We start from the raw sequence: 12407 nt of genomic DNA, 5'->3' as shown, positions 1-12407 counted from the left end.
AAGCCCGTGAGCGACGAGCGAGAGAACCTGACGTACCCCCTCTTCGGGCAGGCCGTGCGCGAGTTGGCGCAGAGCGTCGCCGACGACGGCTACGAGCCCGACATCATCCTCTCCATCGCCCGCGGGGGCCTCTTCGTCGCCGGCGGCCTCGGCTACGCGCTCGGCGTCAAGAACCTCCATGTGATGAACGTGGAGTTCTACGAAGGGGTCGGCAGGACCCTCGACGTCCCGATAATGCTCCCGCCGCTGCCGAACGCCGTCGACCTCTCCGAGAAGCGCATCCTCGTCGCGGACGACGTCGCGGACACCGGCCGGACGCTCAAGCTCGTCTACGAGTTCTGCGAGGGCCACGCGGCCGAGGTCCGCACCGCCGTTATCTACGAGAAGCCGCAGTCCCTCGTCGCCTGCCGGTACGTCTGGAAGCGCACCGAGAAGTGGATCAACTTCCCCTGGAGCGTGGAGCCTCCGGTGGTCCCGCGCGACGGGCAGGTGCTCGACGCCTGAGCTTCGCGGCGTGCGTCGACGCAGCGTGACGGGTGCTGCTCGGGGTTGACTTTCGCACGTGCGGGATACCCGGGGCCGTGACGCTTCCGCGTCAGTGCGACTCTCCCCGGAGGGTGAGCGATGGAGACACTCGTCCAGGTCGGCGCGATCGTGGTGATGATCCTCGTCGCGGCGACGGTGATTCACCTGGTGAACGCGCAGACCGTGGGTAAGCAGGCCGCGCCGCACCTCGTGCACCACAAGTCGGAGCATCACCTCGGGCCGTTGCCGCGTGAGACCCCGCATCCGGACCCCGTGGCTCCGCCGCCCGATCGGCTGGAGAGGGAGCACGAGGAGCGCGAGGAGGCGTACGAGCAGTACGGGTATCCGGAGCACTACCACGGGGAGCGGCGGTCGGAGGAGTAGCGGCGCAGGATGCCCGAGGGGCGGGGGCGGTAATCGCGGTTGCCCGTTTCTTTTGGGCGTGATGTCGCCCTGCTCAACGTGTTTGACGGAAATCGTCGTTCGTGGTGTGAAGTCTTCCCTTCGCCGTCTACCTGCCGGTAGAAACCGCGGGTAACCGAAGACGCAGCCGGAGGGGGACCACCTCATGGCACGTGCGAGAAAGGCCGTCGCGACCGCGGCGGCCCTGTTGATGGCGTGGATGGCGTGTAGCGGACTGGGCCTCGCGACGGCGCAAGGTGCCGGAGCGGAGACGCAGCGGGCGGCGGGTGAGCGCGGGGCCGCACAATCGTCCGCGCTGCCACCGGAGTTGGAGAAGATCCGGGCGGCCGAGGCGGAGGAGCTCTACGGCGACCCTGCGGAGCGGCCGATGGACGAGCGCAAGACCTCGCTCGTCTCCGTCGGGGACTCCGAGATATCGGGCGAGGGCGTCGGCACGTACGAGCCGGGCACCGACGGGCCCGACAACTGGTGCCACCGCTCCCCGGACTCCGTCGTGCACCGTACGGGGATCGGCGCGGAGGTGACGTACAACGTCGCCTGCTCGGGCGCCAACACCGAGAACGTGCGCATCGGCGGGAGCAAGCAGTACGACGACGAGCTGGTGCAGTCCGACAACCTCGCCGTCAAGGCGCGGAACACGCGGCTGGAGCAGGTCCAGGTCTTCGTCGGTGCCAACGACGACCTCCAGTTCGCTCCCGTGCTGACCGACTGCATCGTGCGCTGGTTCACCCTCCAGGGCCCGTGCCAGGGGAAGTACGAGGACGGCTGGCAGGACCGCGTGGACGCACTCGTCCCGAAGGTCGAGCGCACGCTGGAGGACCTGCGCACGGTGATGTCGGACGCCGGATACGCCGACGACGACTACCAGTTGGTCCTGCTCGGCTACCCGAGCCCGATCGGCCCGGACATCAAGGACAACCCGAACTTCCCCGGCAAGCTCCCGGGCGGCTGCACCGGTTACACGAGCGACTCCGGCTGGGGCAGGGACGGCGCCGTCCCGCCGTTCGAGAGGGGGCTGCGCGAGGCGGCGAAGCGGGCCGGCACCGAGTACCTCGACCTCTCGCGGCTGATGCAGGGGCACGAGGTCTGCATGGAGAACACCTGGGTCCGCGGGCTCCACGTCGACCTGAGCAATCCGTTCCCGCCGGACGAGAACTCGGTCCGGCAGTCCTTCCACCCCAACGAGCGCGGCCACGGCGCCTTCGCCGCCTGCCTCACCGCGATGTACCGCACGGAGAGCCGCGAGGCGTCCTGCGCCGACCCCGACGGCTCGGGCACTCCGCGCCTGTACGACCACGCCTGGGACGACGTCTTCGCGCCGCTCACCAACGCGGCCACGGGGAACTGCCTCGACGCCGACGGCGCCAAGTCCGCCGTGGGCACGCAGGTCCGCGGCTGGTCCTGCGGCGAGGACCAGCGCAACCAGGGCTGGTGGTACGACGAGGATTCCCGCTCCCTCTACACGCAGCTCACCCACGACAGGTGCGTACAGGTCGACGGCGAGGTCGCCGAGGGCGCGGGCCTCGTCCTCGGCGACTGCGCGGCGGACGCGTCGGCGCAGCGACTGGTACGGGAGGACGGGACGTTCCGTCCAGCCGACGACACCGGCCTGTGCGTGACGCTGCCCGGCGCCGAGGAGCAGGCGCGCCTGGCCGCCTGCGACGGCTCGGAGAGCCAGCGGTTCGCCTGAACCACCCCCCACGCGCCGGGGCCCCGCCATGGCGGCGGGGCCCCGGCTGCGGGGTCGGCGTCAGAAGGTGCCGAGCTTGATCAGGAAGAGCAGCGCGAGGAGTTGGATGGCCGAGGCGCCGAGCGCCTTGAGCCAGGGCAGGTCGTGCGAGCGGCTCACCATCGAGGTGAAGAGGACGCCCGACGCAATCCAGGTGAGCCAGCCGATCAACTGCACCAGCGAGGCGTCGCCGCCGAGGAAGAGCGCGAAGACGAGCCGCGGCGCGTCCGTCAGCGACATGATCAGCATCGAGAGGCCGACGGTCGGCGCCCACGAGCCGACGCCGCCGAGCTGCCGGGCGAGGGTGTGTGTGACGATGCCGAGCAGCAGCCCTGCGACGACCATCGCGATGCCCGTGGTGAGGACGTACGGGATGGCGCTGGAGATCGTCGTGTTGATGGCGTCCTCGCGGGCCTTGTCGAAGCCGAAGACCGCGAGGAGGCCGTAGAGGAAGGTGACGAGGAGCGCGGGGCCCCAGACCGGGTAGTCGCGCATCTGCCAGAAGGTGCGGTTGGGCCGCAGGACGATGCCGCTCAGCAGCTCCTTCCAGGACAACCGCGGACCGGGCGGCGGCTCGGGAACGCCGTCGTGGTAGCCGCCCTGCCCGTACGGGTCCTGGACGCTGAACGACTGGGTGTGGCCTGGGGAGTTGGCGTACGGGTCGCCGCCCTGCGGGGGGCCGAAGTACTCGGGCTGACCGGGGCCGCCCGGCGGCTGCGGCGGGCCCTGGTACTGCCCCTGGCCGGCCTGCGGCCAGGCGCCGGGCGCTGGTTGCTGCCCGTACGGGGGTTGCTGCTGCCCGTACGGGTACTGCTGCTGGGGGTACTGACGCCCTTGTGCGGAGCCCGAATCCCGGCCCCGTCCGCTCCTGAAACCAGCCACGCCCCCGAACGTACCGCGTCGTACGGCGGCCGAGGCCGTCCAGCGGAGACGAGGCCGGATATCGCTGCTGACCTGTGACATCCCGCCGGTCGGCCGCCCCGGCTCACTCGCCGTCCCGTCCGCGCTCCCGCTCGCCGCCCGGAAGGCGCATCACGAGGGTGACGACGGAGCCCGTCGGCTCTTCGCCGCCGCGTGGCCAGCCGGTGGCGTTCGCGGCCGGGGCGATGGTGAGGCCGTCGGTGACGAGGCGGGCGAGCCACAGGCCGCGTCCCGTCGACGCGCCGTCGAGCCCCGGCAGCACCTCGGGGATCACGTCCTCCGTGAATCCGGGCCCCGAGTCCGTCACCTGGCACTCCAGCTCGTCCCCCAACTGCCGCAGCAGCAGCCGTCCTTCGCCGCCCGCGTGCTCGACGGCGTTGGCCGCGACGGCGTCCACGGCGACGACGAACTCCCCGCGCCGCGGCTCGTCGAGGCCGGCCCACGCGGCGCAGCTGTCGACCTCGATACGGACGCGCGGCAGGTCGCGGAGGGTGAAGTGGAGGCGGCAGAGGAGTTCGGGTGTCAGCATCGGCGCTCCTCTCCGTGCGCGGTGCGCAGGGTCAGCGAGGGGATTCCGGCGGCACCGAGCCGGCGCAGGATGCGGTCCTGGATCGTCGTGCACACCACGTCGACGGCCCCCGCGGTGGAGGCGAGCCGCAGCAGCAGCGCGGCGCAGCCGGCGCCGAGGAAGTGCAGCCCGGTGAGGTCGACGTGGAGGCGCGGCGCGGGGTGCTGCTCGCGCCGCGCGAAGGCGGTGTGCAGGGCGGCGGCGAACTCCTCCGCCGTCGCGATGTCGGCTTCGCCGACGAGGCGGACGGCCGGGTCGCCGGTGTCCGTCGCGGCGTGCGTGGCGAGGAGAGTCCCGATATCGCCGAGGAGGTGGACCGGGTGCAACTCGTGGGCGGCGCTGAGGACTTCGGGCGCGAAGGCGTTGACGTCGTACGCGCAGACCTCGCTGTAGGGGTGCCCGGTGAAGAGCTGCCGCGCGCCGTGCTCGTATGCGGCGACGTCGGCCGCCTCGATGCCGAGGTCGGCGACCCAGACCATGTCGATGTAGGCGCGGGCGGCGGAGTAGCCCTGTGTGACGGCGAGTCGGGACTCCTCGGCGAGCCGCTGCCACTGCCGCGCGGCGGTGAACCGGCGGTGCGGGTGGAGCAGCGCGCGCATCGAGGTGAGCTCCAACTGGCCGCTGCCCCAGGCCCGTCGGAGGTTGCCGCTCTCGGGGCCGAGCCGGTCGAGGAGCTCGTCCGCCGTGACGGCGGGGTCGAGCAGGGCGAGCACCTTCTCGCCCTCGGCGAGGCCGTGGTGGACGAACGCGCCGAGCAGCGCCCACTTCGCCGCCTCGTCGCGGTACGCCGCGAAGGCGTGGTCGCCCGGGCGTATCCGCTGGACCGGGATGGTACGGACGTCGCAACCTGGGTGGTCCGCCACTTCGGTCGCCTCCTCGCGCTGTTGCGGCTTCGCTGAGGGGAGGCTAGGCGCGGGGCGCGGCTGTCGGTATCCCACGGTCGGGGATTGGCGTGAGCTGCACACATACTGATCGGATCTGGCCACGCTGCTACAAGAAAGAGCCGTGGCCGGAACCGTAGAAGACGGTTCCGGCCACGGTCCGTTCAGGCGCCGCAGCGGGCGTCAGCCGGCCGGCGTCGGCTCGGGCTCGGGTGCGCCGGCCGGGTCCTCGTCGCCTGCCGGGTCGGTGGGTGCCTTGACGGAGTCGAGGAGGAGCTGGGCGACGTCCACGACCTGGAGGTCCTCCTTGGCTGCTCCGTCGTTCTTCTTGCCGTTGACGGAGTCGGTGAGCATCACGAGGCAGAACGGGCAGGCGGTGGAGACGATGTCCGGGTCGAGGGAGAGGGCTTCGTCGACGCGTTCGTTGTTGATGCGCTTGCCGATGCGCTCCTCCATCCACATCCGGGCGCCGCCGGCACCGCAGCAGAAGCCGCGCTCCTTGTGGCGGTGCATCTCCTCGCTCCTCAGCCCCGGCACCTTCGCGATGATCTCGCGCGGGGGCGTGTAGACCTTGTTGTGCCGGCCGAGGTAGCAGGGGTCGTGGTAGGTGATCAGTCCCTCGACGGGGGTGACGGGCACCAACCTGCCCTCGTCGACGAGGTGTTGGAGAAGCTGGGTGTGGTGGATGACCTCGTACTCGCCACCGAGCTGCGGGTACTCGTTCGCCAGGGTGTTGAAGCAGTGCGGGCAGGTCGCCACGATCTTCTTGGACGCCTTGGGCTTCTTGGTGGAGGCGTCCCCGCCTTCCTCCGCGGAGTCGTCCTCCCCGAAGGCCGCGTTGAGGTTGGCGACGTTCTCCTCGCCGAGCTGCTGGAAGAGGAACTCGTTGCCGAGGCGGCGTGCGGAGTCGCCGGTGCACTTCTCGTCGCCGCCCATGATCGCGAAGTCGACGCCGGCGATGTGCAGCAGCTCGGCGAACGCCTTGGTCGTCTTCTTCGCACGGTCCTCCAGGGCGCCGGCGCAGCCGACCCAGTAGAGGTACTCGACCTCGGTGAGGTCCTCGATCGTCTTGCCGACGACCGGCACCTCGAAATCGAGCTCCTTCGTCCACTCCAGCCGCTGCTTCTTCGCCAACCCCCAGGGGTTGCCCTTCTTCTCCAGGTTCTTGAGCATCGTCCCGGCCTCGGAGGGGAACGCGGACTCGATCATCACCTGGTAGCGGCGCATGTCGACGATGTGGTCGACGTGCTCGATGTCGACGGGGCACTGCTCGACGCACGCACCGCAGGTCGTGCACGACCACAGCACGTCCGGGTCGATGACGCCGCCCTCCTCGGCGGTGCCGATGAGCGGACGTTCGGCCTCGTCCAGCGCGGACTGCGGCACGTCCGCCAACTGCTCGGCCGTGGCCTTCTCCTCGCCCTCCATGGTCTTGCCGCCGCCGGCGAGGAGGTAGGGCGCCTTGGCGTGCGCGTGGTCGCGCAGCGACATGATCAGCAGCTTCGGCGAGAGCGGCTTGCCGGTGTTCCAGGCCGGGCACTGCGACTGGCAGCGGCCGCACTCGGTGCACGTCGAGAAGTCGAGCAGGCCCTTCCAGGAGAAGTCCTCGACGGCCGAGACGCCGAACCGGACCTCTTCTTCGTTGTCCTCGTCGAGCGCGGTCTCGAAGTCGATCTCCTTGCCGCCCGAGGTCATCGGCTGGAGCTCGCCCAGCGCGTTCCCGCCGCGGGCCTCGCGCTTGAACCAGATGTTGGGGAAGGCGAGGAACCGGTGCCAGGCCACGCCCATGTTGGTCTTCAGCGCGACCGTGATCATCCAGACGAAGGAGGTGCCGATCTTCACCATCGCGACGAGGTAGACGAGGTTCTGGAGCGCCCCCGTGCTCAGCCCGTCGAAGGCGGCGACGAGCGGGTAGGAGAGGAAGTACGCCGCCGTGTACCCGTCGACGTGGTGGAGGGCGCCCTCCAGTCCGCGCAGCAGCATGATGCAGACGCCGATGATCAGGATGACGGCCTCGACGAAGTACGCCTGGCCGGTCTTGGAGCCGGCGAAGCGGGACTTGCGCTCGGCCTTCCCGGGGCGGTTGAGCTGCCGGATGACGATCAGGGTGAGGATGCCGAGTGTCGTCATCGTGCCGATGAACTCGATGAAGAGCTCGTACGGCAGCCAGCTCCCGAGGACCGGCAGCAGCCAGTCCGCCTTGAAGAGCTGGCCGAGCGCGTTGATGAGCGTGAGCACCAGCGTCAGGAAGCCGACGGCGACGAACCAGTGGGCGACGCCCACGATCCCCCACCGGTTCATCCGCGTGTGCCCGAGGAACTCCCGGAGGAGGGTGACGGTGCGCTGCCACGGCTCGTCCGTGCGCGAGCCCGCTGGTACTGGTTGCCCCAGCCGTACGGCCTGGAAGATCTGCGCGATGGCACGGGCGAACAACGCGACGCCCACCACGGCGAGTACCAACGACACGATGATCGCGGCGAGTTGCATGGACGGCTCCTCGGGCCTCGAGAGCGGGTGCTTCGGGCGAGCTTTCGGGGTGCACGTGAGCGGTCGGCGGCCGCACCCTGAACTGCACTTACTAAGCAGTAACTTAACCCATCCCGTCGAGACTACTCACTCGCTCCTGCGCACAGTAGGCGGCCGAGCGGTGATCTGCGTCGCTCGTGCCGGGTCTTCACGCCATCGTGCGCAATGACCGTGCGCGGTCTTCCCTTGCCCCTGCGTAGGTGGGCCACAAGAGGGTTGAGCGTCCTGCGCTCATGTCTTTTGACGCACGGCTCGTAGTAAGGCACTCTTGAGTCAGCTTCACTCAACAGATTCATGGAGGAACCCGAAATGGCTCGTGCGGTCGGCATCGACCTGGGTACGACGAACTCCGTCGTCAGTGTTCTCGAAGGCGGTGAGTCCACCGTCATCACCAATGCCGAGGGCGCCAGGACCACGCCGTCCGTCGTCGCCTTTGCGAAGAACGGCGAGGTGCTCGTCGGCGAGGTCGCCAAGCGTCAGGCGGTGACCAACGTGGACCGCACCGTGCGCTCGGTCAAGCGCCACATGGGCACCGACTGGAAGATCAACCTTGACGGCAAGGACTTCAACCCGCAGCAGATGAGCGCGTTCATCCTGCAGAAGCTGAAGCGGGACGCGGAGTCCTACCTCGGCGAGAAGGTCGCGGACGCGGTCATCACGGTCCCGGCCTACTTCAACGACTCGGAGCGCCAGGCCACCAAGGAGGCCGGCGAGATCGCGGGCCTCAACGTGCTCCGCATCGTCAACGAGCCGACGTCCGCCGCCCTCGCCTACGGGCTGGAGAAGGACGACCAGACCATCCTCGTCTTCGACCTCGGCGGCGGCACCTTCGACGTCTCGCTGCTGGAGATCGGCGACGGCGTCGTCGAGGTGAAGGCCACCAACGGCGACAACCAGCTCGGCGGTGACGACTGGGACCAGCGCATCGTCGACCACCTCGTCAAGCAGTTCCAGGCGGCCAACAACGTCGACCTCTCCAAGGACAAGATGGCGCTCCAGCGCCTCCGGGAGGCCGCGGAGAAGGCGAAGATCGAGCTCTCCTCGTCGACCGAGACCACGATCAACCTCCCCTACATCACCGCGTCCGCCGAGGGCCCGCTCCACCTCGACGAGAAGCTGACCAGGGCGCAGTTCCAGCAGCTCAGCCAGGACCTCATCGACCGCTGCAAGACCCCGTTCCAGAACGTCATCAAGGACGCGGGCATCGAGCTCTCGCAGATCGACCACGTGGTCCTCGTCGGCGGCTCGACGCGTATGCCCGCCGTCGCCGAGCTGGTCAAGGACCTCACCGGCGGCAAGGAGGCGAACAAGGGCGTCAACCCGGACGAGGTCGTCGCCATCGGCGCCTCGCTCCAGGCCGGTGTCCTCAAGGGCGAGGTCAAGGACGTCCTGCTCCTCGACGTCACGCCGCTCTCCCTCGGTATCGAGACCAAGGGCGGTATCATGACGAAGCTCATCGAGCGCAACACCACGATCCCGACGAAGCGCTCGGAGACCTTCACCACCGCCGAGGACAACCAGCCCTCGGTGCAGATCCAGGTCTTCCAGGGCGAGCGCGAGATCGCGGCGTACAACAAGAAGCTCGGCATGTTCGAGCTCACCGGCCTCCCGCCGGCCCCGCGCAACGTCCCGCAGATCGAGGTCACCTTCGACATCGACGCCAACGGCATCATGCACGTGGCGGCGAAGGACCTCGGTACGGGCAAGGAGCAGAAGATGACCGTCACCGGCGGCTCCGCGCTGCCGAAGGACGACATCGACCGCATGATGCGCGAGGCCGAGCAGTACGCGGACGAGGACGCCAAGCGCCGCGAGTCCGCCGAGACCCGCAACCAGGCCGAGCAGCTCGTCTACACGACCGAGAAGTTCCTCAAGGACAACGAGGAGAAGGTCCCCGCCGACACCAAGAGCGAGGTGGAGTCCGCCGTCGAGGAGCTGAAGACCCAGCTCAAGGAGGAGGGCGACAACACCGCCGCGATCCGCGAGGCGAGCGAGAAGGTCGCGGCGACGAGCCAGAAGCTGGGCCAGGCGCTCTACGCCGACGCGCAGCAGGCGCAGGCGGGCGGCGCCGAGGGCGCCGAGGCCACCGGTGAGCAGGCCGGCGGCAAGGCAGAGGACGACGTCGTCGACGCCGAGATCGTCGACGACGACCAGCAGAAGCCGAAGGACGGTGCGGCGTGACGGAGGAGAGTCCGGGCTTCGACAAGAAGGAGCCCGACGTCCCCGCCGAGCCCGGACCGGCGCAGCCGGACGAGCACGAGACCCCGGCGCCCACCGCCGGGGCCGGCCCCGGGCAGGACGGGGAAACGAACACAGCAGGCGAGGCAGCTCCCGAGCAGGAGGCGCCGCAGAGCCCGGAGGCGCAGGAGGCCGCGGCACTCACGGCCCAACTGGACCAGGTCCGCACGGCGCTCAACGAGCGCACCCAGGACCTCCAGCGGCTCCAGGCGGAGTTCCAGAACTACCGCCGCAGGGTCGAGCGGGACCGCGCCGCGGTGAAGGAGACCGCGGTCGCCAACCTGCTCACCGAGCTGCTCCCGGTCCTCGACGACATCGGCAGGGCACGGGACCACGGCGAACTCGTCGGCGGCTTCAAGCAGGTCGCCGAGTCGCTGGAGACCGTGGCGGCCAAGATGGGCCTGATGCAGTTCGGCAAGGAGGGCGAACCCTTCGACCCGACGGTCCACGAGGCGCTGATGCACTCGTACTCCCCGGACGTCACGGAGACGACGTGCGTGCAGATCCTGCAGCCGGGGTACCGAATCGGCGAGCGTACGATCCGCCCCGCCAGGGTGGGTGTCGCCGAACCGCAGCCGGGCGCACAGCAGTCGGCGGGTGCTGCCGAGGGCGAGCGCGCGGAGGAAGAGGAGTCGGGTGGGCCCGAGGAGGGCTGACCGCAGCCCGTGCCACAGGCTGAGCCGGGAGGAGGGACGTCGGGGATGAGCACCAAGGACTTCATCGAGAAGGACTACTACAAGGTCCTCGGCGTCCCTCGGGACGCCACAGAGGCCGAGATCAAGAAGGCGTACCGGAAGCTCGCGCGGGAGAACCACCCCGACGCCAACCGCGGTGACGCGAAGGCGGAGGAGCGGTTCAAGGACGCCTCCGAGGCGTACGACGTACTCGGCGACGCCAAGCGCCGCAAGGAGTACGACGAGGCGCGCGCCCTCTTCGGCAACGGCGGCTTCCGCGGTCGCCCGGGCCAGGGCGCCGGCCAGGGCGCGGGGAGTTACAACTTCGACCTCGGCGACCTCTTCGGCGGCACGCAGCCGGGGCAGCAGGGCGGAGCCGGCGGCTTCGGCGGCGGTCTCGGGGACGTCTTCGGCGGACTCTTCAACCGCGGCGGCGCCGGCACCCGCACCCAGCCGCGGCGCGGGCAGGACGTCGAGTCCGAGGTGACGCTGAGCTTCACCGAGGCCGTCGACGGCGCGACGGTGCCGTTGCGGATGTCCAGCAGCGCGGCGTGCAAGGCGTGTTCGGGCACGGGCGACAAGAACGGCACCCCCCGGGTCTGCCCGACCTGTGTCGGCACCGGGCAGGTCAGCAGGGGCGGCGGCGGTGGCTTCTCGCTCACCGACCCGTGCGTCGACTGCAAGGGCCGCGGCCTCATCGCCGAGGACCCGTGCGACACCTGCAAGGGCTCCGGGCGGGCGACGAGTTCACGCACGATGCAGGTGCGCATCCCGGCAGGCGTCAGCGACAACCAACGCATCCGCCTGCGCGGCAAGGGCGCGCCGGGGGAGCGGGGCGGACCCAACGGCGACCTCTACGTCGTCGTGCACGTCGACGCGCACCCGGTCTTCGGGCGCAAGGGCGACAACCTCACCGTGACGGTGCCGGTCACCTTCGCGGAGGCCGCGCTCGGCGGTGAGGTCTCGGTGCCGACCCTCGGCGGGCCGCCCGTGAAGCTGCGCATCCCGGCGGGCACCCCGTCGGGCCGCACGATGCGGGCGCGCGGCAAGGGGGCGACGCGCAAGGACGGTTCCCGTGGCGACCTGCTCGTCACCGTCGACATCGCGGTGCCGCGGGAGTTGGGCGAGGAGGCCAGGAAGACCCTGGAGTCCTACCGTGAGGCGACCGCGGAAGAGAACCCGCGGGCAGCGCTCTTCGAGGCAGCGAAGGGAGACTGAAGTGGACGGCCGAGGCGGACGAAGGCAGCACTTCACCGGCGGCCCTGCGTACGAGCTGACCGAGGATTCGCCGGTCTACGTCATTTCGGTCGCCGCCCAGCTCTCCGGCCTGCACCCGCAGACGCTGCGGCAGTACGACCGCCTCGGCCTGGTCTCCCCCGACCGGACACCGGGCCGGGGGCGTCGGTACTCGGCGCGGGACATCGACCTCCTGCGCGAGGTACAGCGGTTGAGCCAGGACGAGGGGATCAACCTCGCCGGCATCAAGCGCATCATCGAGTTGGAGCAGCAGGTGGCGGCGTTGCAGTCGCGGGTCGCCGAGCTCCAGCAGGCGGTCGAGGGCGCGGCCGTCGCGATGCAGCAGCGCGAGGCCCAGGTGCACGCCTCCTACCGGCGCGACCTCGTGCCGTACGAGGACGTCCACTCCTCGAGCGCCCTCGTCGTCTGGCGCCCGAAGCGCGGCGGCAACCGCTAGCGGACGCGCGTACACCGGGGCGGCCGAGCCTCCGGCCGTCCCGGCGGCTTCCCGCCCGTTTGCGGGGCGGCCTTCCGCTCTTCTGCGGGCAGACGTCCGAGAGTTCACCGAGAGCGAAGCGACAACCCCTTCTCCCCGGGAAGGAAAAGTGTCGCCGCAGAGTTGAGCAGAGTAGACGCAACTTGCTGCATGGTGTGAGCGGCAACCCGCCCGGTGGGCAGGGGAGACC

At 70.0% G+C, this 12407-nt stretch carries 11 protein-coding genes; 7 read left to right on the top strand and 4 right to left on the bottom strand.

What is annotated here, in order from left to right:
• Positions 1-6: 6 nt before the first annotated feature.
• The 3 genes from F603_RS0121440 (at position 7) to F603_RS0121430 (ending at position 2638) form a co-directional block, all read left to right on the top strand.
• On the top strand, positions 7-504 hold the full coding sequence (locus F603_RS0121440) for a phosphoribosyltransferase (protein ID WP_019548013.1): 498 nt from the start codon (positions 7-9) through the stop codon (positions 502-504).
• Between the two features lie 120 nt (positions 505-624).
• Positions 625-909, top strand: coding sequence for a hypothetical protein (locus F603_RS0121435; protein ID WP_019548012.1), 285 nt, complete (start codon positions 625-627; stop codon positions 907-909).
• A 184-nt stretch (positions 910-1093) separates the two neighbouring features.
• Positions 1094-2638: a ricin-type beta-trefoil lectin domain protein gene (locus F603_RS0121430; RefSeq protein WP_019548011.1), complete on the top strand. Its 1545-nt coding sequence runs from the start codon at positions 1094-1096 to the stop codon at positions 2636-2638.
• Positions 2639-2698: 60 nt separating this feature from the next.
• On the opposite strand, the gene F603_RS0121425 is transcribed toward F603_RS0121430, so the two are convergent.
• The 4 genes from F603_RS0121425 to F603_RS0121410 form a co-directional block, all read right to left on the bottom strand.
• Positions 2699-3559, bottom strand: coding sequence for a Yip1 family protein (locus tag F603_RS0121425; protein ID WP_019548010.1), 861 nt, complete (start codon positions 3557-3559; stop codon positions 2699-2701).
• A 103-nt stretch (positions 3560-3662) separates the two neighbouring features.
• Complete coding sequence (locus tag F603_RS0121420) at positions 3663-4127, bottom strand: ATP-binding protein (protein ID WP_019548009.1); 465 nt, start codon at positions 4125-4127, stop codon at positions 3663-3665.
• The gene (locus tag F603_RS0121415) at positions 4121-5029 is read right to left on the bottom strand and encodes an MEDS domain-containing protein (protein WP_019548008.1); all 909 of its coding nucleotides are present in this window, start codon (positions 5027-5029) and stop codon (positions 4121-4123) included. Before F603_RS0121415 ends, F603_RS0121420 begins: the two co-directional genes overlap by 7 nt.
• A gap of 201 nt (positions 5030-5230) precedes the next feature.
• A complete protein-coding gene (locus tag F603_RS0121410; protein WP_019548007.1) occupies positions 5231-7534 on the bottom strand; it encodes a (Fe-S)-binding protein in 2304 nt (767 codons plus the stop codon).
• A gap of 348 nt (positions 7535-7882) precedes the next feature.
• Between F603_RS0121410 and dnaK the strand changes: the two genes are divergently transcribed.
• The 4 genes from dnaK to F603_RS0121390 are packed head-to-tail and all read left to right on the top strand — an operon-like array spanning position 7883 to position 12178.
• The gene (gene dnaK, locus F603_RS0121405; protein ID WP_019548006.1) at positions 7883-9754 is read left to right on the top strand and encodes a molecular chaperone DnaK; all 1872 of its coding nucleotides are present in this window, start codon (positions 7883-7885) and stop codon (positions 9752-9754) included.
• The gene (grpE, locus tag F603_RS0121400; RefSeq protein WP_019548005.1) at positions 9751-10467 is read left to right on the top strand and encodes a nucleotide exchange factor GrpE; all 717 of its coding nucleotides are present in this window, start codon (positions 9751-9753) and stop codon (positions 10465-10467) included. Before dnaK ends, grpE begins: the two co-directional genes overlap by 4 nt.
• A gap of 45 nt (positions 10468-10512) precedes the next feature.
• Positions 10513-11703 (top strand): molecular chaperone DnaJ, encoded by a 1191-nt coding sequence (gene dnaJ / locus F603_RS0121395; RefSeq protein WP_019548004.1) that lies wholly within the window; start codon positions 10513-10515, stop codon positions 11701-11703.
• Between the two features lies 1 nt (position 11704).
• Complete coding sequence (locus tag F603_RS0121390; protein ID WP_019548003.1) at positions 11705-12178, top strand: heat shock protein transcriptional repressor HspR; 474 nt, start codon at positions 11705-11707, stop codon at positions 12176-12178.
• Positions 12179-12407 lie beyond the last annotated feature (229 nt).

It is taken from the genome of Streptomyces sulphureus DSM 40104, assembly GCF_000381025.1.
GTDB lineage: Bacteria > Actinomycetota > Actinomycetes > Streptomycetales > Streptomycetaceae > Streptomyces > Streptomyces sulphureus.
Note: the sequence above shows the minus strand (reverse complement) of the source record. Positions and strands in the feature narration are given on the sequence as shown.

Bases quoted from the DNA above. Each gene is read 5' to 3' on its own strand.
- F603_RS0121435 (WP_019548012.1), top strand. From the start codon at position 625: ATGGAGACACTCGTCCAGGTCGGCGCGATCGTGGTGATGATCCTCGTC.
- F603_RS0121410 (WP_019548007.1), bottom strand. From the start codon at position 7,534: ATGCAACTCGCCGCGATCATCGTGTCGTTGGTACTCGCCGTGGTGGGC.
- F603_RS0121430 (WP_019548011.1), top strand. From the start codon at position 1,094: ATGGCACGTGCGAGAAAGGCCGTCGCGACCGCGGCGGCCCTGTTGATG.
- dnaJ (WP_019548004.1), top strand. From the start codon at position 10,513: ATGAGCACCAAGGACTTCATCGAGAAGGACTACTACAAGGTCCTCGGC.
- F603_RS0121420 (WP_019548009.1), bottom strand. From the start codon at position 4,127: ATGCTGACACCCGAACTCCTCTGCCGCCTCCACTTCACCCTCCGCGAC.
- dnaK (WP_019548006.1), top strand. From the start codon at position 7,883: ATGGCTCGTGCGGTCGGCATCGACCTGGGTACGACGAACTCCGTCGTC.